Source organism: Xanthomonas sp. WHRI 7064, from assembly GCF_040202355.2.
Lineage (GTDB): Bacteria > Pseudomonadota > Gammaproteobacteria > Xanthomonadales > Xanthomonadaceae > Xanthomonas > Xanthomonas arboricola.
On the sequence record NZ_CP167821.1, the window covers coordinates 1,454,402 to 1,477,482 of the forward strand.

The following is a 23,081-nucleotide window of genomic DNA, read 5'->3' on the forward strand; positions in this document are numbered from 1 at the left end:
GCGATGGTGGGCGGGCAAGGGCCTTGCAGCCAAACCACAGCCCGCCGCTCTACTGCCGAGCTGGCAGCGCGCCGACACCCCAAAAACACGACCGCACAACAACGTAGAGACAGCCGGTTTCCAAATCGCAGCGTCGTCTATTAGACGCTGCCAAAGACTGGTTAAAGGTTGGTCGTTGCAGAGGATGCGCTGGTTTTCCGTTGAGGACGAATTGCTCCCGCATAAACGACTTGGGCGCGAACGACGTGAAGTCGTTCGCGCCCAAGCCTGTGCAGCCCATGCGGATGCGGTTACGCCAGCATGCGCACCTTCGGTTCGCGTGCCCACTGGCGGGTCTTGGCGGCAGTGATGAATGCCTTGGTGTCTGCCGCCGCGATCACGCCCGCGTCCTTGCCGACATTGCCGGCCTTCAGCAGCAGCTGCGCGCCATCGTCGAAGGCGATTGCCTTCAGATGCGCCCACGCATTGCTGACGAAATCCAGCGCCGCCGATTCGCGTGTCAGCGCCTTGGCAGCTTCCGACGACAACACCACCGCCACCGCATCGAACACCACCGAGGGTGTGCCGGCCAATTGACCATCGGCAGCCAGCTGCTTGCCGTCGCTGAGCTTGGCGCCGCCCAGTTTTGGCGCAACGATCTTGACCGTCGCACCGGCGGCTTCGGCGGCCTTGCGCACCGCCTTGATCGTCGCTGCATCGGAGCCGTCGTGAATCAGGATGCCGACCGTGCGGCCCTGCAAGGTGTCCTTCATCTTGCCGATCAGCTGCAAGGCGGGCGACAGCGGCATGTCGGTCGGTGCGACCGCAGCCGGCGGTGCCGGCGGCAACGTGGTCATGCCCATGCCATCGGCCACACGCTGTGCCAGTGTCGGGTCGATGTGACGCAGGTGACCGACGATGGCTTCGCGCACGTGCGCGGTTTCCACCTTGGACAACTCGAACACCAGCGCCGATGCCATATGCGCCTGTTCCGGTGCGGTCTGGCTGCGGAAGAACATGCGTGCCTGGCTGTAGTGATCGGCAAAACTTGCTGCGCGTACGCGGCCCTTGGCGCCGTCTTCGGCCGGTGTCGCATGGCTGGGGAATCCACGCAGCGCCTCACGCGGTGCATCGGCCTGCAACGAGCTGGGTTCGTAGGCGACACGGCCCTTGGGGACGCCCATCTGCATATGGCCGTCGCGCTGGTTGTTGGCGAACGGGCACTTGGGCGCATTGACCGGGATCTGGTGGAAGTTCGGCCCGCCCAGGCGGCTCAGTTGCGTATCCAGATACGAGAAAAGGCGGCCCTGCAGCAGCGGATCGTTGCTGAAGTCGATGCCGGGCACGATGTTGGCCGGGCAGTACGCCACCTGTTCGGTCTCTGCGAAGAAGTTGTCCGGCCAGCGGTCGAGCACCATGCGGCCGACGATCTGCAGCGGCACCAGTTCTTCCGGGATGACCTTGGTCGAATCCAGGTGATCGAACGGGAATGCATCGGCTTCCGCCTCGGTGAACAGCTGCACGCCCAGCTCCCACTCGGGGAAGTCGCCGTTCTGGATCGATTCGAACAGATCGCGACGATGGAAGTCCTGGTCGGCGCCGGCAATCTTCACCGCCTCATCCCAGATCGTGGACTGCAGGCCGAGCTTGGGGCGCCAATGGAACTTGACGAAGGTGCTGTCGCCCTTTTCATTGAGGAAACGGAAGCTGTGGATGCCGAAGCCTTCGATCATGCGCAGCGAGCGCGGAATGGTGCGGTCGCTCATCGCCCACATGATCATGTGCATCGATTCGGGGCTCAACGAGATGAAGTCCCAAAAGGTGTCATGCGCACTGGCAGCCTGCGGGAAACCACGGTCCGGCTCCATTTTCACCGCATGGATCAGGTCCGGGAACTTCATCGAGTCCTGGATGAAGAATACCGGGATGTTGTTGCCCACCAGATCCCAGTTGCCTTCCTTGGTGTAGAACTTCACCGCAAACCCGCGCACGTCGCGCGGCGTGTCCACCGAGCCGGCACCACCGGCAACGGTGGAAAAACGCGTGAACAACGGCGTCTTTTCGCCGACTTCGGTGAAGATCTTGGCAGTGGTGTACTGGCTCAACGACTTGGTCAGCTCGAAATAGCCATGCGCCGCACTGCCACGTGCGTGCACGATGCGCTCGGGGATGCGCTCGTGATCGAAGTGGGTGATCTTCTCGCGCAGGATGAAGTCTTCCAGCAACGTCGGCCCGCGCGGCGTGGCGCGCAGCGAGTTCTGGTTGTCGCCAACCGGAATGCCCTGGTTGGTGGTCAGCTGCGGATGGGTGCCGCCGGCCTTCTGATGCAATTCATCGCCCGTGCCGCGCAACGTTTCGGGAGTTGCGCTGACAGCAGCGGTGGACGGAAGTTGCGCGGACTTGCTGGGGGACTTGGGCATGGGACTCCACTCTGGCGGGCTTGAGATGCGGGCTGATCCACTGAGCCTGGGAGTGGCGCTGTTAAGTGCACGTGTCTGCATGCGAACGAATACTCACATGCAGCCAAAAGCTTGCGCTGGATCGCAGCTGCCCGATGCGTCTGTCACGCAATACACCGATGCACGGCCTGCAAACGCATGCAGCGAACGCGACCGTTACATGCCGACTACAGAAGGTCCAGCGGCTGCTTGCGCGTCGGTGGCGGGAACGCACGGTCCAGTTCGGCAAGGTCCTGCGCGTCCAGTTGCAGCGTGCACGCCGCTGCATTCGCGCGCACATGTGCAGGCGTTCCCGATTCGGGAATGGCAATGACCTGGCCGCTGCGGATCGCCCATGCCAGCGCTACCGCAGTTGCGGCCACGCCGCGTCGCTCGCCGATCGCGTGCAGTACCGGGTGATCCAGCAATGCGCGGCTGCCCAGCGGCGAATACGCCATCACCGTCACCTCGTGCTGTGCGCACCACGGCAGCAGATCGAACTCGATGCCGCGGCTACCGGCGTGATACAGCACCTGATTGACCAGGCAATGCTGCCCGCCCTCGATCTCCCACAGCTCCTGCATGTCCTCCACATCGAAATTCGATACGCCCCAGTCGCGGATCTTGCCGGCATCGCGCAAGGCCTCGAACGCATCGACCACCTCGCGCAGATCGCTGCCGCCGCGCCAGTGCAGCAGATACAGATCCAGCGTACGCACGCCAAGCCGCTGCAGGCTGGCCTCGCAGGCACGCGCGATGCCGCGCGCGCTGGCATTGCTCGGCAGGACCTTCGACACCAGATAAGGCCGCTGCGCGCTATCCATGGCCTGGCCGATCAGTTGCTCCGACCGGCCATTGCCATACATCTCGGCGGTGTCGATCAGGCGCATGCCCAACTGCTGGCCTGTCTGCAGCGCATCGATCTCCTGCTGCGGCGGGTGTCGTCCCTGGCCCAGATTCCACGAGCCGAGCCCGAGTGCCGGCACGCTGCGTCCATTGCGCAGGCGCACCGTGGGGCAGGGGGATGAGGTGGAAACGGACATGGGTGGCTCCTGATGATGCGCTCAATGCGAGGGTGACTGTGCCGGCGTTGCGGTCGCGTGCGGTGGCGTCAGCGTTGCCTGTGCATCCCAGAACGTGCAGCGATGTCGTTGCGCGAAGTCGGGCGTTGCGCCGATCCTGCCGGGCGACAGCGTCAACGGAGCGTCGCCGTCGAAGCGCGGCCACTGCGGACGGCCAGCCCCGTTCGGATCGCCGGTGCGTGCAAACGCGCCCCAGTAATCCTGCAGCGTATCGGCGAAGGCCTGCTGCGCCGGCGTGAACGCCGGCGCGCCACTGAGCACCCACGGACGCTGGAACAGGTACACCAGCTCGGACGCGTGATACGCGCCCAGCGGCTGCGAGAACGGCAGGCGCAACAGGCCGTAAGGCGCTTGCGGGTCGTCGAATTCGTACGCATACACCGGCGCGCGGCTGCGCAAGGCCTGGCCCAGCCGGCGTGTCGGGCAGGCGAATCCGCCATCGGTGACGATGTCGGCAAACGCATCCCAGCGCGATTGCGCGACAACGTCCGCGTAGCGCGCCATGATCGCGGTGGGGTCGGCATGCATGCGCTTGAGGCGTGCCTCATAACCGCTGCGCAGGTTGAGCTTGCCGATGTAGGACAGCAGCTGCGCAAACAGCCGCCCTTCGTTGCGGTTGGTGCCGATCATCACCGGCACCTGCGCATGTTGCAGGTTGGCGATCGCCTTGGCGGGCGGCAACGGCAACACCTCGCCGCCGGACATCGGCGCCCACGCATCGCTGCCGGTCAGGCCACGCCGCTGTGGTTTTGCGTCGGCCACGGTGTCGGCAGGCAATGCGCGCAGGCAGGCGGCAACATCGCCTGCGTGCTCGCAGCCAAGCGTCTGCGCCATGCGCACACCGCCGCGCTCGGCTTCGGCACGCGGCAGGCTGGAATCGCTGGCCAGGCAACTGCCGCTCTGCAGGATTGCGCGTTGGAACAGACCGGCCGCGCCCGGTGCGGCCAGTTGATAGCAGATGCTCCAGGCACCGGCCGATTCACCGAACACGGTGACGTTATGTGCATCGCCTCCGAAGGCGGCGATATTGCGCCTGACCCAGCGCAACGCAGCCTGTTGATCGAGCAATGCATATGCGCCTTCGCCCTCGCCACGCAGCGCCGGATGCGCGAAGAAGCCGAACACTCCCAGCCGGTAATTGGGCGCCACCACGATGACGTTCTGCCGCGCCGCCAATGCACTCAGGTCGTAGTCGACATTGCTGCCCAGCTCCAGCGCGCCACCGTAGATCCACACCATCACTGCGCGCGGATGCACCGGCGCAGGGCCGGGTGGCGCATAGACGTTGAGGGTGAGGCAATCCTCGGAGACCTGCTTCTGCCCGAAGCGATAACGCGGCAGGCACGCCGGCCCGGCCTGGGTGGCATCGCGGACTCCCTTCCAGGCGGGCGCCGCCTGCGGCGCGCGAAAGCGCAATGCGCCCACCGGCGGCGCGGCGAACGGCACGCCCAAAAACACCCGCCCCTGCGCGCCGGCGACTCCGCGGATCGCGCCGGCATCGGTCTGCACCACCTCGGCCTGCGCATCGGCCGCGTGCACCAGCGCCGGCACCTCGCCAGGGCGGCGTGGCGCGCACGCGGTCAGCGTGCAGGCCACCAGCAGGAGGATGCCGAAGTGTTTCAGCTGAAGCATGCGCAGGTCTGCCGTGTGCGTGAGGACGTCCGCCATCATCTCCACCGCACGTGTAGGGCAGGCAAACGTCTGGTTGGTAGGACACCGGCATGAGATGGCCGGGTACACGTGTTGCTGGGGGAGTGAGCGGGTACCGCTGCCTGCGGCGCATGTGTACCTACTGGCGCAGTCGTCCTGCACGAAGTGTTGATGCATCCGCTGGCGAGGGGCAGATGGCATCGCTGTCGCTTGGTCGAGTGCGGTGCGATGAGCGCAGCACGCGCCGGAGGCAATCTTTCACCGCTGTCCATGAAGAGCCGGCTATCGCCCTGGCTGTGACAGACGCAAAACCTGTGTTGGCGGCTGCAGCGCCGGCCTGTCCCGGCACGGCAACAAAAAACCCAGCCGTGTGACCGGCTGGGTTTCGCGTTTTTACCTTGTGGTGGCGCTTACGCCTCCACGTCGTCCTTGTACGCATCCACCGGGATGCAGGCACACATCACGTTCTTGTCGCCGTAGACGTTGTCCACGCGCGCCACCGGCGGCCAGTACTTCTGCTGCTTGAGGCTGGGCAGCGGGAAGGCGGCTAGTTCGCGCGGGTAGGCGTGGGCCCACTCGCTGGCCGACACCTGGGTGGCGGTGTGCGGGGCGTGCTTGAGCGGATTGTCGTCGCGGTCCAGGCGGCCGTCTTCGATGGCGCGGATCTCTTCGCGGATCTGGATCATCGCGTCGATGAAGCGGTCCAGTTCGTGCTGCGATTCGCTTTCGGTCGGCTCCACCATCAAGGTGCCGGCGACCGGGAAGCTCAGCGTCGGCGCGTGGAAGCCGAAGTCGATCAGGCGCTTGGCGATGTCTTCGGCACCGATGCCGCTGGTCTTTTCCAGCGGGCGGATGTCGAGGATGCACTCGTGTGCCACCAGGCCGTTGCGGCCGGTGTACAGCGTCTTGTAGTGCGGTGCCAAGCGCTTGGCGATGTAGTTGGCATTGAGCAGGGCCACCTGGGTCGCCTTGCGCAGGCCGCCGCTGCCCATCATGGTCACGTACATCCAGCTGATCGGCAGGATCGAGGCCGAGCCGTAGGCCGCCGCGCTGACCATGCCGCCGATGCGCGAGGAGTGTCCACTCCCGCTTTCGGAGTTGAGTCCGCCGCCATGGATGGCGGCAGTTTGACCTTCGCCGGCATGGATGCCGGCACGAGGCAGGTATGGCGCCAGATGCGACTTCACCGCGCACGGGCCCACACCCGGGCCGCCGCCGCCATGCGGAATGCAGAAGGTCTTGTGCAGGTTCAGGTGCGACACGTCCGAGCCCCACTTGCCGGGCTTGGCCACGCCGACCAGGGCATTCATGTTGGCGCCGTCGGTGTAGACCTGGCCGCCATGCGCATGCACCGCTTCGCAGATCGCCACCACGTCCTCTTCGAACACGCCGTGGGTGGACGGGTAGGTGATCATCAACGCGGCCAGACGCTCGGAGTACTTTTCCGCCTTGGCGCGGATGTCGTCGACATCGACATTGCCGTTGGCATCGCACTTGGTCACGACCACGGTCATGCCGCACATCTGCGCCGACGCCGGATTGGTGCCGTGGGCGGATTCGGGAATCAGGCAGATGTCGCGATGCGCTTCACCGCGCGCGCGGTGATAAGCACGGATTGCCAGCAGGCCGGCGTACTCGCCCTGCGCGCCGGAGTTGGGCTGCAGGCTCACCGCGTCGTAGCCGGTGCATTCGACCAGCATCGCTTCCAGCTCCTCGATCAGCTGCGCGTAGCCGGCCGACTGCTCGGCCGGGGCCAGCGGATGGATTGCGCCAAACTCGGGCCAGGTCACCGGGATCATCTCGGCGGTGGCGTTGAGCTTCATCGTGCAGCTGCCCAGCGGGATCATGGTGCGATCCATCGCCAGGTCCTTGTCGGCCAGCGAGCGCATGTAGCGCAGCAGTTCGTGCTCGCTGTGGTGGGTATTGAACACCGGGTGTGTCAGGAACGCGCTGCCGCGCAGCAGGCCCTGCGGCAATGCGTCGGCGGTGGCGGCATCGAGCGCGTCCACGTCCGCCTGCGCACCGAACAACGCGGCCAGTGCGACCACATCGGCGCGCGTGCTGGTTTCATCCAGGCTGATGCCGACCGCTTCGCTGTCGATCGCGCGCAGGTTGATGCCGGCGGCGCGGGCCTTGGCGTGGATGGCGTCGGCATCGATCGCCTTGACGTGCAGGGTGTCGAAGAACTGCTCGCCCACGGTGACACCGGCACCGCGCAGGGCGGCGGCCAGGATCGCGGCAAGGCGATGCGTGCGCCGCGCGATGCGGGTCAGGCCCTGGGGGCCGTGGTAGACCGCGTACATCGAGGCCATGACGGCCAGCAGCACCTGCGCGGTGCAGATGTTGGAGGTGGCCTTCTCGCGGCGGATATGTTGCTCGCGCGTCTGCAGGGTGAGGCGATAGGCCGGGTTGCCGGCGGCATCGATCGACACGCCGATCAGGCGGCCCGGCATCGAGCGCTTGTAGGCATCGCGGCAGGCCATGAACGCGGCATGCGGGCCGCCGAAGCCGAACGGCACGCCGAAGCGCTGCGAATTGCCGACCACGATGTCCGCGCCCCATTCGCCGGGTGCGGCGATCAGGGTCAGCGCCAGCAGGTCGGTGGCCACCGCGACCAGGCCGCCTTGCGCGTGCACCGCATCGGCCAGCGCGGCGTGATCGCCGATATGCCCGAAGCTGTCCGGGTACTGCAGCAGCACGCCGAAGCACTCGGCCTGCAAGGCCTCTTCCGGCGTGCCGACGCGCAGCACGATGCCCAGCGGCTCGGCGCGGGTGCGCAGCAGTTCCAGCGTCTGCGGGTGCACCGCGTCGTGCACGAAGAAGGTGTCCGACTTCGACTTGGCCGAACGCTTGGCCAGCGTCATCGCCTCGGCTGCGGCAGTGGCTTCGTCCAACAGCGAGGCGTTGGCGATCTGCATGCCGGTGAGGTCGGCGCACAGGGTCTGGAAGTTGATCAGCGCTTCCATGCGGCCCTGCGAAATCTCGGCCTGGTAGGGCGTGTAGGCGGTGTACCAGGCCGGGTTTTCCAGGATGTTGCGCAGGATCACCTTCGGCGTATGGGTGCCGTAATAGCCCTGGCCGATAAAGCTGCGCTGCACCTGGTTCTTGCTGGCGATGGCGCGGATCTTGGCCAGCGCCTCTTCTTCGGTGATCGCCTCGGGTAGCGCCAGCGCCGCTGGCGACTTGATGTTGCCGGGCACGATCGCATCGGTCATCGCATCCAGCGAGGCGTGGCCGACCACCTCCAGCATCTGTGCGATTTCTGCGTCGTTGGGGCCGATATGGCGTTCGACGAACGCGCTGTGGTGTTCGAGGTCGCGCAAGGAAGACGTGGTCTGGGACATGGCGGGCATCCGGGGCAGGGGGCAGACGAATGGTCGACCGCACCGGACCGGCGTGACGCGCGCAGCGCATCACCTCCTGTCGCAGCGACAGTCTTCCTCGCGCCCCTCTGTCCTTTTGCCTGAGAGTTTAAGAACGCGGCATGGCGCTGGGCCTGCCTGCGTTCCGTGCCCCTTCGGCGCCGGCATCGGCCGGTCTCTCCAGAGTTGTACTGCGGATGGTATCGGGCCTGAGCGATTACGGGCTGTTGCGCCTTCGGCAGCGGCAGTGCCGCTTCTCCCACCGTGTTGCCGGCCGATTATAGCCTGCGAGTGCGCGCGCCGGAGCGCATGCGGCAGGGCCATGCACTCGGGTTTGCTTAACCTTGCAACGGCGAGCGCCTATCATCGACGCCCTTGTGCTCATCCCGACGCCGCCCCCAGGGCGGCGCCGGCGTGCGTCCCCCCGATGCACCACGTTTCGGATCCCTGCATGACCCCCACCACGCCTTCCACCCGTCGCATGGCGCTGCTGCTCGCCGGGTTGGCGATGTTTGGCCCGTTTTCCATCGACACCATCTTCCCGGCGTTCTCGCGGCTCAGCCGCAGCTTGGCGGTGGACGAGGTGGCGATCCAGCAGACCATCAGCGTCTATCTGCTCGCCTACGGGCTGATGAGCATCGCGCACGGCCCGCTGTCCGATGCCTGGGGCCGCAAGCGGGTGATCCTGGGCGGGCTGGTGCTGTTCATCGCCGGCTCGGTGGGCTGCGCGTTGTCGCAGGACCTGCCCACCCTGCTGGCGTTCCGCGCGCTGCAGGGGCTGTCGGCCGGGGTGGGCATGATCGTCGGGCGGGCGGTGATCCGCGACCTGTTCCAGGGGGCGGACGCGCAACGGCTGATGAGCCAGGTGTCGATGATCTTCGGCATCGCCCCGGCGATCGCGCCGATCATCGGCGGCTGGATCCTGCTCAGCGGTGCCGGCTGGCCGCTGATCTTCTGGTTCCTGGTAGCGTTCGGGCTGGTGCTGCTGGTGGCCACGCTGACCTGGCTGCCGGAGACCCACCCGCCGGAGGCACGCACGCCGCTGCAGCTGCGCCGGCTGATGCACGACTACGTGCGGATCGGCTTCAACCCGCGTTTTCAGCGGCTGGCGGCGGCCGGTGCGTTCAACTTCGCCGGCATCTTCCTGTACATCGCCTCGGCGCCGGTGCTGATCATGCGCCACCTGCACCTGGGCGAGGGCGACTTCGCCTGGCTGTTCATTCCCACCATCGGCGGCATGACGCTGGGCTCGTTCCTGTCCGGGCGCATGGCCGGCAGCATGGATCCGGTGCGGCAGATCCGCATCGGCTTCATCTGCTGCGGCGTGGCGGCGCTGGCGAACCTGGGCTACACCATGACGGCAGCGCAGATCGCGCTGCCCTGGGCGGTGCTGCCGATCTTCCTGGCCGGCGTGGGCATGGCGCTGATCTTCCCGATCCTGGCGCTGGCGGTGCTGGACATGTACCCGCACCAGCGCGGCCTGGCCTCCTCGCTGCAGGCCTTCACCCAACTGATGACCAATACGCTGGTGGCCGGGGTGCTGTCGCCGCTGCTGAGTGAACACCCGCGCCATCTGGCGATCGGCATGACCGGTTTTTTCCTGCTGGGCTGGCTATTCTGGCGCTGGGAACGCCGCAGCGGCCGCCGTCTGCGCCGCCGCCAGGCCGAGGAGGCAGTGCCTCTGGAGCCGGCCGACCATCTCTGACCTCACAGGAGCCTGCATGTCCACCGATTCCAAGCTGCGCCGCGATGCCCGCAAGCGCGCCGCCGAGCGCCAGCGCAACCAGGCCGCCGCCAATCCCGCGCCGGTCTCGCCGATCGAGCCGCATGCCGAACTGCGCGACCAGCAACGCACGTTACTGGCCGGCATCGTCCGCCGCGACGGCGAATGGGTGCTGGGCATGGACGGCCGCATCGCCGGCGAAAGCACCAGCGCCGCCCAGGTGCTGGCCCTGATCATGCGCGCGGCCGAGCTGCACGAACGCCAGGGCACACCGGTACGGCTGACCTATTCGGACGCGCTCAAGGACGCGGCGCATGCCGAGGCGGCCGCCGATGGCAGGGATTTCGAGGCGTTCCGGATCGAGTTCGCGCAGAAGCTGGTGCCCGCGCGCACCAACTGAGGTCATAACGCAGCGGTGTCGGCGACGCCGGCTCCGAACACGGCCCATTCCGCGTGGATGGGCCGTGTTGGGGCTGATTTGCGCCAGCGCTTGGCTGCGGATCAGCCGGCGCGCTGAATCAGCGCGCCGGAGCCTGTCGCTGGAGGTCCTGCTGCTGCGCCTGTTCCTGCGCGGCGGCGTTGCGATCCTGCTCGGCGCCCACAGCCTGCGCGCGCTGCAGGCTGTGGTCCACCGGCGTCTGCTGCGCGGCCTGGGCGTCGAAGGGTCCGCGCAGGTGCGCCGGCGAATCCAGCGCTCCCTGGACCACGAAGCCCTGTGACGGGTCGCGCCCCAGCACCACGTGGTCGACGCGCTGCAGCCCGTGCTCGCGTGCTGCCACCAGCGCACCGGCTGCCAGGCGCTCACTGTCCGCATCGGGCACACGGCCGCGCGCGGCCTCCAACTGCTCCACCGCTGCGGTGCATTGGCCCAGCAGCGCATGGTCCGGACTGGCCGGATTGCGCGGATCCGCCGCCGCGGTTGCCGCAGCCGGCTGGCGCGGAAGCGCCTCGGCATCGATGCGCTGCAACCGGCCGTCGTATGCCCCATCGGCGCCGTCGGCGATGCGCTGCAGCCGCTCGACGAACGGATACGGCTCGCCGCCCACATTGCGGGCCATCGCGATCGCGAAGCGTTCGGGTGACTGCGGTGCGGCGTTGCGGTCGCCGACCAGCGCCGTCAGCGAGCTGCCGCCGATCCTGCCGGCTTCGACGCTGGCCTGGGTCTGCTGCATCAGCGCCTGCATCTGCGCCTCGCTGAAGGCCAGCGTGGTCTTCTGCCCTGGCGCAATCGCACCGGTGCCCGCCATGTCACCGCTCAGCGCGCTGTTGAGATTCTGTGCAATCGCCTTTTCCTCGCTGGCCTCGTTGCGCCCGCCCAGGCGTTGCAGCAGCCCCGGCGCGGCGACATCGCCATCGATCTCGAAGCGGTAGCTGCGTTCCTGCACGCGCTCGGTGTCGTTGCCGTCGTACTGGCGCACGATCGTCAGCGGCACGTTGCCGCCGTATTGCAGCTGCTGCACCACGGTGTAGCCGTCCTGGCCCGGTGTGCTGATGCGCACCTGGCTGCCCTGATTCCGGTTGCCGGCCACATCGGCGCTGAGCGGGCCCAATTCCAGCTGTAGACGCTGCTGCGAGCTGAAACTGATCCGCTCCACCGTCTGTAGCTCATCGACGCCGGGCACGCCCGGTGCCATCTTGCCCTCGCGCACAAAGTCGCCCATGGCCGCGAGCGCGCGTGGATCGGCCAGGTCGAATTGCGCGCTCTCCACACGCGACTGGCCCAGGGCGTCGGCGCGCCCGAGCAGGGCCTGCGCCGGTCCCACCTTGACGCCAACGGCGTTCACTGCCTCGATGGCTGCGTTGGGTCCGGTCACCACACGCACGTGGCGCTCATCCACCCGCTCGATCAGGTAGCTGCGGCCGCTGGCTTCGGTGATCTCGCTTTGCATGGTGAGGTGTTGCAGGCTCGCCGAGGCATCGCGCTGGGTGTAGGTCTGCGCGTCCATCACCGCGCGCGCGCCGATCGGCAGGCTCTCCGGCTGCAGCGGATTGACGCGTGTGGCCGCTTCTGCAGGCTGGTCTGCACCGGGCAGCGTCAGTGCGTAACGCATGCGCTGCCCGGCACTGGTGCTGGTCTCGATGCTCAGCTTGCTGTCGCCGAGCTTGGTCTGCAGGCGTTGCTGCTGGCCGGTGTTGGCATCGGCCTCGAGGTTGAAGGTGGTGGTCTTGGCCTCGGCGTCGCTGAGCTTGCCCAGGCCGAGCGAGCGGCTGGTGCGCAGGCTGTTCTCGCCCAGTGGCTGCGTCGGACTGCCGCTGCTCTGCTCGCTGGTATGGGAATACTTGACCGTCTGATCTTCGGGGCTGAGCTCGATGTTGCTGCCGCCCACTTCCAGCGCGTAGTCGCTGCTCTTGCTGCTGTAGATCGGGTCGAATGCGCGGTCGTTTGCGTCGTCGATGAACTGCTTGTTGCGGTCCGCGTCGCGCGGGTCCGGGCCGGTGGAGGGGTTGTTCACTGGATGCATCCTGCATGCTGCGCCGGTGCAGCGGGCGCGCAGTATATCGCCGGCGTTTTGTGGGTTTATCAAATCAACGTTATGCGGCGGCCAGGGTGAGGGCCGTCGCATGCCGCAGGAAACGCGTGCGTCAGTGCGTTGCGGCAGGCACAGGCGTAGTGCTGGCGGCCGCGGGTGCGTTCGCCTGCCAGCCGCACAATTTCCCCTGGTTCTGCTGCTTCAGCCACTCGTTCATCGGGGCGAAATATTCCAGCATCGGGCCGGCATCCAGGCGGTCGTTGCCGGTGAGTTCCTTCAGCGTGGTCTGCCAGGGTTGGCTGGAGCCCCGTTGCAGCATCGACCAGAACTTCTGCCCGGCGTCCTTGTTGCCGTAGAAACTGCACTCATACAACGGGCCTTGATGGTCGGCGGCTTCGCACAGGCCCTTGTAGAACTGGAACTGCAGGATGTGCGCAAGAAAATACCGGGTGTAGGGCGTGTTGCCGGGCACATGGTACTTGGCGCCGGCGTCGAAGAACTCTTCGCCGCGCGGGCTCGCCGGTGCCACGCCCTGGTACCTGGCTTTCAGTTCCCACCAGGCCTGGTTGTAACGCTCGGGGGGGATCGAGCCGTCGAACACGCCCCAGCGCCAGCGGTCGATCATCAGGCCGAACGGCAGGAAGGCGATCTTGCTCAGTGCCATGCGCATCTGCGAATTGAGCAGCGCCTCGCGGCTGGTTTGCTGTTCGCCGACCATGCCGATCGACTGCAGATACTTGGGCGTCATCGCCAGCACGATGGTGTCGCCGATCGCTTCGTGAAAACCGTCGTTGGCGCCATTCTGGAACAGTGGCGGCAGCGGGTTGTAGGCCAGGTCGTAATAGATGTGCCCAAGCTCGTGATAGATGGTGGTGAAATCCTCTTCGGTCGGCTTGATGCACATCTTGGTGCGCACGTCCGCACCGATGTTCTGCGTCGCTTCGCCGCCCATGTTCATGTCCCATGCGCTGGCATGGCAGACCACGTCGCGGTCCAGCGGTTTGATGAACTGCGAACGCTGCCAATAGGTGTCGGGAAGCTTGGGCATGCCGAGCGAGGTGTAGAAATCCTGCGCACGTTCGGTCATCTGTTTTGCGGTGCGCAGCTGCGCTTCGCGCTCGGCCTGGAAGCGCGCGCCACTGCCGCCTTCGGTGCCGGTGGTGCGCGCCAGCACCGCACTCAGGTTGCCCTGGTACTGTTTTTCCAGCGCAGCGGTGATGTCCAGGTCGCCGGCACCCGGGTATGGCTGCAGCAGGTCCCACAGATTGCTCCAGTCCTGCTGCCACATATTGCCCATCAGATGCGCCGGCAACATGCCGCCGGCGAGCTCGCCCTTGTCCTTGCCGTACTGCGTATCGAGCTTGCCGCGTGCATAGCACTGCAGTTGGGTGTAAAGCGGCTTGACCTGGTCCCAGAGACGGTCGGTTTCGCTGGCCAGTTGCGCTGGCGGCATGTCGTAACCGCTGCGCCACAGCACGCCGACATCGGCAAAGCCCAGCCCGCGCGCGCCCTCGTTGGCGAGCTCGACAAAGCGTTGGTAGTCCTTGCGCATCGGGACTGCGGTGCCATGCCAGCCTTGCCAGGCATCCAGCTGTTCGGTGTAATCACGGCTGCTGGCGAGCACTTGTTCCAGCTCGCCAAGCTGGCGGCAGCGGCGTTGATCGCCATCGCCTATGCAATAACTGGCCGCACCATAATCGCCTTCCATCTTGGCGGCGATCCGGGTGAGCTCTGCCAGCTTGGCCGGGTCGCGTGGGGCGGGCAGGGCGCTCATCAATTTCAGCAGTTGCAATGCACGCGCGCTGTCGGCCGACAGCGGGGTACCTGCATACTGCTTGGATTGTTCGATCCAGCGGTCCAGTTGCGCCAGCGCGCGTTCGTTGGCCTTGGCGGCCAGCAGCTGCGAATCGCCGTTGATATAGGTCGAGGACAACCATTGCGCGGCGGTGAGTTCCGGGTAAGCGGCCTTGTAATCGGCGCTGATGCGCGCGACGAACTGGTCGGCGTTTTCCTCCGGCGCGGCTTTGGTGGCAGCGGGCTTGGCGGGTGCTGCCGCGTCCTGACGGCAGGCCGACAACGACAGGGTGCCGGTGGCCACGGCCAGTGCCAGCCACAACAAACGAGGATTCACGGGTGGTCCTTGCGGTGAAGTCCGACGCAGGCTAGAGCGCGTCGGGGTTCACCGCAAGCGCTGTCACGGCGTACGCGATTTGGGTGGGCTGCAAATCCATCTGTGCTCGTCAGAGCAAGTGCCACATTGGCGTGCTCACCGCAGGCGGGCACGGCCGTTACCTGTTTGCTCGCCATGTACTGCCAGCTGCTTCAAGGCTGGGGACCGGTTGCATTGGGTTGATGGAACGGTGCAGGCGGATCAGTTGCAGAGCGGATGATCTGCCGCTTGGCTGCAGGGCCTCGCCCGCCCACCATCGCGGGACACGCCGCAAGTACGTCCGTGTAGGCTCTTACGCGGCATCCATGCCGCGTAAGGTCCCGCGACGGTGGGCGGGCAAGGACCAGTGGAGGTTGTCCGATACTCGACGTCCGACACACGCGCGACAAGCAGCTTTTCACGAGCTTGCTTTTGGTCTCGTGCTCCAAAGGATTGGGTGACGCCGATGCATCAGTTGCAGAGCGGATGATCTGCCGCTTGGCTGCAGGGCCCTTGTCCGCCCACCATCGCAGGACACGCCGCAAGTACGTCCGTGTAGGCTCTTACGCGGCATCCATGCCGCGTAAGGTCCCGCGACGGTAGGCGGGCAAGGACCAGTCGGGATGGTTGGTGTGCACATCCAAGCTCAGTGTTTGATGCGCGTAGTTAGATGCTGATGCACAGGCCCGATGTCCGATGCAGGGCGAGCGATAAGCAGCTTTTCACGTGGCCACCGACCAACTTGCCGGTGCGGTGTGCTCTTGCCGGTTGCGGGACCCTTGGCGGCATGGATGCCGCCAGGGAGCCTCCACGGAAGGATTCACGGCGTGTGGCGCGAGCGGCTAGGGCACGCGCCTTCGATAACCATGCTTTAAAAATTCAGCCGCGTTTATCCCGTGCATTGCGCGAATAGATCGCGCTCGCGCGCATAGACGCTGGTCTTGACCTGCATCAACCCGAGCACCGACGGAAACAGCGCGTCCTGATCGGTGTACTGGCCGGCACGGTGGCGCAGGCAGGTTTCGTCCAGGCCGCGGTCACGTGCGAACTCCGGCGAGAACCACATCACCATCGGCACGTGGGTCTGCTCCTTGGGCGCGATCGCGTACGGCACGCCATGCAGGTAGAGGCCTTTTTCGCCCAGTGATTCGCCATGATCGGAGAGGTAGATCATCGCGGTGTCGTAGTCCTGCAGCCCGCGCAGCGTGTGGATGGCCTGGTTGAGGAAGTGATCGGTATAGGTGATGGAATTGTCGTAGGCGTTGACGATGTTCTGGCGGCTGCAACTGCCCAGGTCAGCAGTCTTGCATACCGGTTTGAAGCGCTCGAACTGTACCGGGTAGCGTTCGAAGTAACTTGGCCCGTGGCTGCCGAGTTGATGTAGCACCACCACGCGGTCGCCGGGCTTTGCGCGCACTTGCGCAGCCAGGTCGCTCAGCAGGATCTCGTCCATGCAGCGGCCATCGGCGCACAGCCCTGGCGTGGTGGCATCGTCCAGCTTCTGGATGTCCAGGCCATCGCAGACGCCCTTGCAGCCGGACTGGTTGTCGCGCCACAGCGTGGAAATGCCGGCATGTTCGAGCACATGCAGCAGCGACTGGTGGCCGCGGATCGTGTCCTCGTTGTAATCGCGGCGGCCGAACGGCGAGAACATGCACGGCACCGAGACCTCGGTGCTGGTGCCGCAGGAATGCATGTCGGGGAAATTGATCACCCCGGCCTGTGCCAGCTCGGGCGTGGTCTGGCGCGCATAGCCGTTGAGGCCCCAGTTCTGCGCACGTGCGGTTTCGCCCAGCACCACCAGCAGCAGGCGCGGACGGCTACCCGGTGCACGTGGCGTGGCCATGGCGTCGTGTTCGACCGGTTGCTTGGGCGCATGCTTGATCGGCGAATCGGATTTGAGGTTCTGCCGCAGTGCCACGATGTAGTTGATCGGCGTGGCCAGGTAACGCACCTCGCGGTGATTGCGCATCAATGCCGAGACGTCCTGCGACGACAGCATCGCGCCGGCCGCGCCGACCACTGCCACCACCAGCAAGAAGCCGGCGCGGATTGCCAGTGATCTGCCGATGCTGCGTGCTTGCAGGCGCGTGCGCCACAACAGCGTGGCCGGAATCAGGAAGTAGCACAGCAGCGGCAGGATCAAGCCGGGCGTGAGCAGTTCGCGCGATTCCTTGTGGTCGGTATGCAGCACATTGCGCAGCATGTCCGCATCCAGGTAGACGTTGTAGCTGTCCATGTAGTGCGCAGCCAGCGCGGTGGTGAACAGCAGCAGCGTCAACAGCGGCTTGGCATTCCAGCGCCACACCAGCAGGCCCAGCAATAACGCATGCACGGCCACCAGCAAGGCCATCAACGAGATGGCAAACCCGAGACTGCCCGGATGCGTGGCCATAGCCGTGTGCCAGAACAGCTGGTTGCACACCAGTGCGAAGAACAGACTCGACAACAACACCAAGGTTTCGGTCGAGACCGTCGGTCGCGTCGTCCAGCTCAGTGCGCGCAGGCGCTTGAGCCCACGCGATTGCGGTAGATAGGTACTCATGCTGCATCCCCCGATTGCAACACCACAACATTGGCGCGATGCGGTCGAGCCAGCATCACGCAGTACAGTGCAAGTGCAGTTCCCCAACACACCGCCAGCGACCACAGGTCATGCGACAGGAAATGCGCGCCGCGTAATTGCTGCGCAATCCCGAACAACAACCCTGCCGCGATGCCCAGCCACAATGCAGGAACACGCCACGCAGGACGTAGTGCCAGCGCACAGAAATACAGCGCCACCCACGCATAACCGGCGCTGGCGTGGCCTGCAGGAAAACAACCAGACGCAGCAATGCCGTGGCGCGATTCGAACAGCCCGATCATCTGCTGGGTGCCGCCGTAACGGCTCAGATCCCATGGGCAATCCATCGCCGTCCACGACTTGAGCAAGGACACCAGCGAGGTCGACAGTGCGATCGATGCAGCCAGATACGTCAGCGGCCAGCGCAGCACACGCAGGCGCGGCCGGTACCAGGCAACCAGCGCCAGCACCAGCACGCTGACAGCGCCAGCGGTGCTCAACCATTTGCCGACACGGTGAATCACGCCGCTGGTGAACCAGTGGTCCTTGAGCAGCCACTGCCCACCTTCCAGCCGATATAGCGCATCGGCAACCCACTGGTCGCCGCCGGCGCCCATCAACAACGCGCTGAGCACCAGCACACCGGCCAGCGGCAGCCACAGATGCCGAATGAGAAAGCGGGTTTGCGCAACGGTGGCTGTGCGCGCCAGGGCAGGTGCGTATACGGGAAGCGTGGTCATCGAAGCATCGGCCGGTGGTCTATGCCCGGCATCTTCGAAAGCGGCATGTCGGAAAGCGGTCGGACCGGAGTTGTCCGGCGGTTAACGCGCTATCCGGCGTTCAGTCTGTCTCGCTGTCGCCACCGCCGGTGTTGGTGTCGGAGGCGGTTGCAACGCAACCGGCATGCCATGCCGTGCCCGGCACCAACTGCCATTGATTGCGGTTGGACTCGCCAATATCGATCCGTTGCGCCGGATCGATGCACGCCGGTACCGCCTGCTTGAGGACGAACAGCCAACGGCGCTCAGGTGCGTGTGCAAGCCATGGACCTGCCTTGGCCCACTGCTGCTGCCAACTCGCCCTGAAGCCGAAGTCGGTGACCGGTCGATCCGCCTGCAGCATGTTCTGCTCGCGCCAGGCCAGCATCCCGAGCTCGGCCTCCGGGCCGATGCGCTGTCCCACGCGCTGCATCAAGCCAGCGGCAGAACTGTAGGGGTCCAGTGCCGGCATCAAGCCCAGGCCGTACACGCTCCATAGTGCGGCGGTCACCACCACCACCGCGGTGCCGGTGCGCTTGCCACGCGACCATGCAATTGCCGCCAGGCCGACCACGCCCAGCCCGATCAACCAGACACCCACCGATCGCAGCGAGGCCAACTCCATCCCGCGCTGCAGGGCGGTGTTTTCCGCCCAGTGCAGATGCAGTGCGATACCGCTGCCCAATGCAAGAGCGGCCAGCGCAAGCAGCAGCAGGTAGCCGGTCAGCAATACGCGGACACCACGCTTGCGCAGCAGCCCGGCCAGAAGCGGTGCGGCGGCGATGCACAGGGCCGGCAGCATCGGAAAGATGTAGACCTCGCGCTTGCCTGGGCTGGCGCTGAAAAACACCAGCACCAACACGCTCCAGGCAAGCAGCAACAGATAGCGCGGGTCGCCGCGTCGCAGCCGTCGCCACCAGGCCGGCAGCAACCAGGGCAGCACCAGGCAGCCGGGCAACCACAGCGTGGCGATCACCTGCAGGTAGTACCAGGCCGGCTTGACATGATGCCAGGCGTGCGCATAACGGGTACCGGTCTGCTTGAACAACAACTCATGTGCGTAGGCATGCAGCGCCGGGTCGTTGCTTTGCCACAACGCGATGCCCAGCGGACCAAGCCACACCGCGGTGCCCGCCAGAAACGCAGGCAGCACCAGCAACCAGCTGCGCCCGGCCTGTGCGCGTGCCGGCAGCACGCTCCAGTGCCTGCGCGGCAGCGCCATCCACGGCAGCAACAGCAGCAAGGGCAGAAAGCCCACACCCTTGGTCACCGTGCCCACGCCGGCGGCAAACAATCCCAGCGTCCATGCGCGCCAGTCCGGCCCACGCAGCAGATGCCGCAGCATCCCCCACAACGACAGCGTGGTCAGCGCCACCAGCACCATGTCGATCTGCGCACGCTTGGCCATCAGGCCGAACTGCAGCACCGCAAACAACGCCAGTACCGCATGCCGCGCCACGCGTCGGTTCCATAACCGCCGCGCGATGTCCCAGGTCAGCCATAACGTGGCGAGCGCAGCCAGCAGCGACGGCAGCAGGAACGCGACCGGCCAGTGCGGCACCAGCTCGTAGCTGGCTGCCTGCAACCACATGAAGACCGGCGGCTTTTCGGCGTACAGCTCGCTGCCCCGGTGCGGCACTAGCCATTGACCGGTCGCAACCATGCTGCGTGCGGCCAGCACAAAGCGCGGCTCGTCCGGTGGGTTGGGCTGACGCAGGCCCAGCCCGGCCAGCAGGCTGACGACGATCAGCAAGACGGCGGCGAGCAGTGCACGCTGGCGGGAAGTGGCGGCGGAGATGGCAGGCGACACGCGCACGCCCCGATCGGTGGGGCGCCACACTATCCGGCAAGCAGGTCGGAATTTTGTCGGAGCCATCCAGAGCGGCTGTGTTCGGCCAGGCTCGGTTAGGATGCGCACATCGTCCCTGCCGGGCCGCCCTGGAAACGCGCTCATGCGGCTGCTGGTCATCGAAGACAACCGCAACATGGTTGCCAACCTGTTCGACTATTTCGAAGCGCGCGGGCACACCCTGGACGCAGCGCCCGACGGCATCACCGGCCTGCATCTGGCCACCACCCAGCAGTACGACGTGCTGGTGCTGGACTGGATGATGCCGCGCATGGACGGCCCGGAAGTGCTGCGCCGCCTGCGCGAGCAGCACCAGTCCGAGCTGCCGGTGATCATGCTCACCGCCCGCGACGAGCTGCCCGACAAGATCGCCGGCTTCCGTGCCGGTGCCGACGACTATCTGACCAAGCCGTTCGCGCTGCCGGAACTGGAGGTCCGCATCGAGGCCCTGCTTGCGCGTGCGCATGGGCGCCGACGCGGCAAGTTGCTGCAGGTGGCCGATCTGCGTCTGGACCTGTCCACGCTGGAAGCCACCCGCGCCGGCCAGGTGCTGCACCTGTATCCGGCCTGCCGCAAGCTGCTGGAAGTGCTGATGCAGGCCAGCCCAGCCGCGGTCACCCGGCAGCGGCTGGAGCAATCGCTATGGGGCGACGATCCACCCGATGGCGACATGCTGCGCTCGCATATCTACGAGTTGCGTCGCAGCGTGGATGGCCCGTTCGCGCAGAAACTGATCCACACCCTGCCGCGGCTGGGCTATCGCCTGGCGCCGCTGGAAGGTGCCGGCGATCCGGCCGCGGGCGAGTGCAGCGATGCTTAGGCAGCGCCCGTTGGGCCGCCGCGTGCTGGTGTGGTTGTTCGGCTACACGCTTTTGATGGTGCTGGCGGTGTTCGGCACCGCGCAGTATCTGCACGAGCGCGCAGAACACGGCGTGTGGCGCTCGTTGTTGAATTCGGAGCTGGACAGCATCCTGGATCGCAGCGCGCAGAATCCGGATTACCGCTGGCAGGACTCGGACACCCTGCGGCTGTATCGCGTCGACGGCAGCGCGGCAGTGCCGCCGGTCCTGCGCACGCTGCATCCCGGCCTGCACGACGAGCTGGAAATCGCCGGCCGCCAGAGCGCGGTGATGGTGCGCGACACGCCGCATGCCGGGCGCCTGGCGCTGGTGCTGGACATCACCGACTTCGAAGCGCTGGAGCAGTTCATCACCCGCTGGATGCTGGCGGCAGGCGTCGCGCTGATCGGCATCACCTTGCTGATGGGCACTTATGCGATGGCGCGGCTGGTGCGCCCGCTGGTGGAGCTGGCGCGCGACATCGGTGCGCTGCGTCCCGAGCGGCGCGCGCAACGCATTGCTGTTGGCCCGCAGGGCAGCGCCGAGTTGTACGTGATTGCCGACGCGCTCAACGACTATCTCGATCGCAACGGCCAGTTCGTCGAACGCGAACGTGCCTTCATCGACAGTGCCAGCCACGAGTTGCGCACCCCGCTGGCAGTGATCGGCAACGCCGCCGAACTGGCGCTGGAACAACCCGGCACACCGCCGGCGGTGCGCCACCAGCTGGAACGCATTGCCCAGACCAGCGCCGCGGTGGAGCAGTTGATCACCTTGTTGCTGGTGCTGGCCAAGGACCCCGGCCGGCTGACGCGCAGCAGCGATACGCTGCGTCTGGACCAGTTGCTGCCGGAGATTGTTGCCGATCACGCGCATCTGCTCGCCGACAAAGATCTGCAGGTACTCACCGATCCGCTTCCGCCATGCAGCCTCACCGCACCGGTGGCGATCGTGCAGACCGCTATCGGCAATCTGTTGCGCAACGCGATCGAGAACAGCGACCGCGGCATCATCCGTGTCTCGCTATCGGCACCAGGGGTGGTGCGCATTGCCGACCCGGGCCACGGCATGACGCCGGAGGAGATCAGCGCAATCTACGCGCGCCTGGCGCGCGACAACGCACGCCAGGGCAACGGCATCGGGCTGGAGCTGATCGGACGGCTCTGCGAGCATTTGGGCTGGCATCTGCATCTGGATTCCAGCGCGGGGCAGGGCACGGTGGTGACGCTGGATCTCAGCGGCGCGCAGCGCAGCTAAGCGCCGGCACGCTCAAGGCAGCTGCGCAGTGCGGCCATCGCCGCCGCCGCGGTGGCCGGGGCAGCGGCGGCCTTGCGGACATCGTTGAAGACCTCGATGCCGATCGGCCCTGTGTAGCCCATGCCGGCCAGGCGCCGCAACAGCGCCGACAGCGGAAAGCAGCCTTCGCCCGGCAGCAGGCGCGCATGCCGCGCCACCGCGGCCAGCGCACTTGGCGCCACCGGCTGCGCCACATCGCATAACTGCACGTTGGCGATGCGCGTGGCCGGGATGGCGTCCAGATCGTCCAGCCCACGGCCTGGCGCGAACACATGGTAGGCATCCACCACCAGATCGATGTTGTCCGCACCGCTGGCACGCACGCTTGCCCACGCGGCAGGCAGAGTGTGATTGACCCTGCTCCACGCCATCGGTTCGTAGGCGATGCGCAGGCCGTGCTCGGCCGCGGCACGGCCCAGCCAGCGCAGATCCTCGACGATCCGTGCAGGCACGACGTCGGCACGCGTGTTGGCCGGTGCCTGCACCACGCCCGCGCCCAACGCGGCGGCGGTTTCCAGCATCTGCAGCGCGTGCGCGCGGCACTGGTCGCGTTGCGCGTCAGCGGCACCGTCCACATCGCGCAACACCTGGTAGTCGGTCAGTCCAAGCCCGAGCTGGTGGAGGGCGTCGCGCACCTGCGCCGGCGATCGCGCCAATTGCTGCAGGTCCTGTTCCCACAATTCGACGGCATCGAAGCCGGCCGCTTGCGCGGCCGACAATTTATCGGCTGCGGTGCCGCCCAGCAGCACCGTGTTGAGAAACAGGCTGTGCATGCGCTGCAGCCTACGCGGCGTGGCGTTGAGGAGATGTCTGCGGCGTAGTGATGCTGCGCGGCGTGACCTGCAGCGCTACGAAACGCCGCGCCTGGCGATGCGCGCGACCTGCACGGAGACGGCAGCCGGCATGTTCTACGTGCGAG

At 66.3% G+C, this 23,081-nt stretch carries 14 protein-coding genes and 1 riboswitch; of the genes, 4 read left to right on the forward strand and 10 right to left on the reverse strand.

Translation table 11 applies throughout. The features are described from left to right. Nucleotides 1-290 precede the first annotated feature (290 nt). The 4 genes from ABQY74_RS06280 to gcvP form a co-directional block, all read right to left on the reverse strand. A complete protein-coding gene (locus tag ABQY74_RS06280; protein WP_046342001.1) occupies nt 291-2,399 on the reverse strand; it encodes a catalase in 2,109 nt (702 codons plus the stop codon). Between the two features lie 206 nt (nt 2,400-2,605). After that, nucleotides 2,606-3,460: an aldo/keto reductase gene (locus ABQY74_RS06285; RefSeq protein ID WP_104645429.1), complete on the reverse strand. Its 855-nt coding sequence runs from the start codon at nt 3,458-3,460 to the stop codon at nt 2,606-2,608. 21 nt (nt 3,461-3,481) lie between these two features. Beyond that, the gene (locus ABQY74_RS06290) at nt 3,482-5,131 is read right to left on the reverse strand and encodes a carboxylesterase/lipase family protein (RefSeq protein WP_349794455.1); all 1,650 of its coding nucleotides are present in this window, start codon (nt 5,129-5,131) and stop codon (nt 3,482-3,484) included. A 428-nt stretch (nt 5,132-5,559) separates the two neighbouring features. After that, nucleotides 5,560-8,493, reverse strand: coding sequence for an aminomethyl-transferring glycine dehydrogenase (gene gcvP / locus ABQY74_RS06295; RefSeq protein WP_349794457.1), 2,934 nt, complete (start codon nt 8,491-8,493; stop codon nt 5,560-5,562). Nucleotides 8,494-8,590: 97 nt separating this feature from the next. Then, nucleotides 8,591-8,705, reverse strand: a riboswitch (glycine riboswitch). A 257-nt stretch (nt 8,706-8,962) separates the two neighbouring features. Here gcvP and ABQY74_RS06300 point away from each other — a divergent pair. Both ABQY74_RS06300 and ABQY74_RS06305 read left to right on the forward strand, forming a co-directional pair. Next, the gene (locus tag ABQY74_RS06300; RefSeq protein WP_024939474.1) at nt 8,963-10,216 is read left to right on the forward strand and encodes a multidrug effflux MFS transporter; all 1,254 of its coding nucleotides are present in this window, start codon (nt 8,963-8,965) and stop codon (nt 10,214-10,216) included. 16 nt (nt 10,217-10,232) lie between these two features. Beyond that, nucleotides 10,233-10,634 carry a hypothetical protein gene (locus ABQY74_RS06305; RefSeq protein ID WP_016901679.1) on the forward strand — a complete coding sequence of 134 codons (402 nt, stop codon included), beginning with the start codon at nt 10,233-10,235 and terminating at the stop codon, nt 10,632-10,634. Nucleotides 10,635-10,752: 118 nt separating this feature from the next. Here ABQY74_RS06305 and ABQY74_RS06310 read toward each other — a convergent pair whose 3' ends face one another. The 5 genes from ABQY74_RS06310 to ABQY74_RS06330 form a co-directional block, all read right to left on the reverse strand. After that, entirely contained in the window at nt 10,753-12,687 is a 1,935-nt protein-coding gene (locus tag ABQY74_RS06310; RefSeq protein WP_349794458.1) for an XVIPCD domain-containing protein, read from the reverse strand. A 130-nt stretch (nt 12,688-12,817) separates the two neighbouring features. Then, nucleotides 12,818-14,836: a M2 family metallopeptidase gene (locus tag ABQY74_RS06315; protein ID WP_349794460.1), complete on the reverse strand. Its 2,019-nt coding sequence runs from the start codon at nt 14,834-14,836 to the stop codon at nt 12,818-12,820. A gap of 907 nt (nt 14,837-15,743) precedes the next feature. Further along, the gene (locus tag ABQY74_RS06320) at nt 15,744-17,399 is read right to left on the reverse strand and encodes a phosphoethanolamine transferase (RefSeq protein ID WP_184231203.1); all 1,656 of its coding nucleotides are present in this window, start codon (nt 17,397-17,399) and stop codon (nt 15,744-15,746) included. Then, on the reverse strand, nt 17,396-18,160 hold the full coding sequence (locus ABQY74_RS06325; protein WP_065049273.1) for a phosphatase PAP2 family protein: 765 nt from the start codon (nt 18,158-18,160) through the stop codon (nt 17,396-17,398). The genes ABQY74_RS06320 and ABQY74_RS06325 overlap by 4 nt, the downstream gene beginning before the upstream one ends. Nucleotides 18,161-18,260: 100 nt before the next feature. After that, nucleotides 18,261-19,994 (reverse strand): glycosyltransferase family 39 protein, encoded by a 1,734-nt coding sequence (locus ABQY74_RS06330; protein WP_349793979.1) that lies wholly within the window; start codon nt 19,992-19,994, stop codon nt 18,261-18,263. A 136-nt stretch (nt 19,995-20,130) separates the two neighbouring features. Between ABQY74_RS06330 and ABQY74_RS06335 the strand changes: the two genes are divergently transcribed. Together ABQY74_RS06335 and ABQY74_RS06340 are read left to right on the forward strand one after the other, a co-directional pair. Beyond that, on the forward strand, nt 20,131-20,847 hold the full coding sequence (locus ABQY74_RS06335) for a response regulator transcription factor (protein WP_016901685.1): 717 nt from the start codon (nt 20,131-20,133) through the stop codon (nt 20,845-20,847). After that, nucleotides 20,840-22,123 carry a HAMP domain-containing sensor histidine kinase gene (locus ABQY74_RS06340; protein ID WP_039528578.1) on the forward strand — a complete coding sequence of 428 codons (1,284 nt, stop codon included), beginning with the start codon at nt 20,840-20,842 and terminating at the stop codon, nt 22,121-22,123. Before ABQY74_RS06335 ends, ABQY74_RS06340 begins: the two co-directional genes overlap by 8 nt. Here the strand turns inward: ABQY74_RS06340 and ABQY74_RS06345 are convergent. Beyond that, nucleotides 22,120-22,935, reverse strand: coding sequence for a sugar phosphate isomerase/epimerase (locus tag ABQY74_RS06345; protein WP_104624171.1), 816 nt, complete (start codon nt 22,933-22,935; stop codon nt 22,120-22,122). The two genes, ABQY74_RS06340 and ABQY74_RS06345, sit on opposite strands and share 4 nt — an antisense overlap. Between the last annotated feature and the right edge of the window lie 146 nt (nt 22,936-23,081).

Bases quoted from the DNA above. Each gene is read 5' to 3' on its own strand.
- ABQY74_RS06280 (WP_046342001.1), bottom strand. From the start codon at position 2,399: ATGCCCAAGTCCCCCAGCAAGTCCGCGCAACTTCCGTCCACCGCTGCT.
- ABQY74_RS06285 (WP_104645429.1), bottom strand. From the start codon at position 3,460: ATGTCCGTTTCCACCTCATCCCCCTGCCCCACGGTGCGCCTGCGCAAT.
- ABQY74_RS06290 (WP_349794455.1), bottom strand. From the start codon at position 5,131: ATGCTTCAGCTGAAACACTTCGGCATCCTCCTGCTGGTGGCCTGCACG.
- gcvP (WP_349794457.1), bottom strand. From the start codon at position 8,493: ATGTCCCAGACCACGTCTTCCTTGCGCGACCTCGAACACCACAGCGCG.
- ABQY74_RS06300 (WP_024939474.1), top strand. From the start codon at position 8,963: ATGACCCCCACCACGCCTTCCACCCGTCGCATGGCGCTGCTGCTCGCC.
- ABQY74_RS06305 (WP_016901679.1), top strand. From the start codon at position 10,233: ATGTCCACCGATTCCAAGCTGCGCCGCGATGCCCGCAAGCGCGCCGCC.
- ABQY74_RS06320 (WP_184231203.1), bottom strand. From the start codon at position 17,399: ATGAGTACCTATCTACCGCAATCGCGTGGGCTCAAGCGCCTGCGCGCA.
- ABQY74_RS06325 (WP_065049273.1), bottom strand. From the start codon at position 18,160: ATGACCACGCTTCCCGTATACGCACCTGCCCTGGCGCGCACAGCCACC.
- ABQY74_RS06335 (WP_016901685.1), top strand. From the start codon at position 20,131: ATGCGGCTGCTGGTCATCGAAGACAACCGCAACATGGTTGCCAACCTG.
- ABQY74_RS06340 (WP_039528578.1), top strand. From the start codon at position 20,840: ATGCTTAGGCAGCGCCCGTTGGGCCGCCGCGTGCTGGTGTGGTTGTTC.
- ABQY74_RS06345 (WP_104624171.1), bottom strand. From the start codon at position 22,935: ATGCACAGCCTGTTTCTCAACACGGTGCTGCTGGGCGGCACCGCAGCC.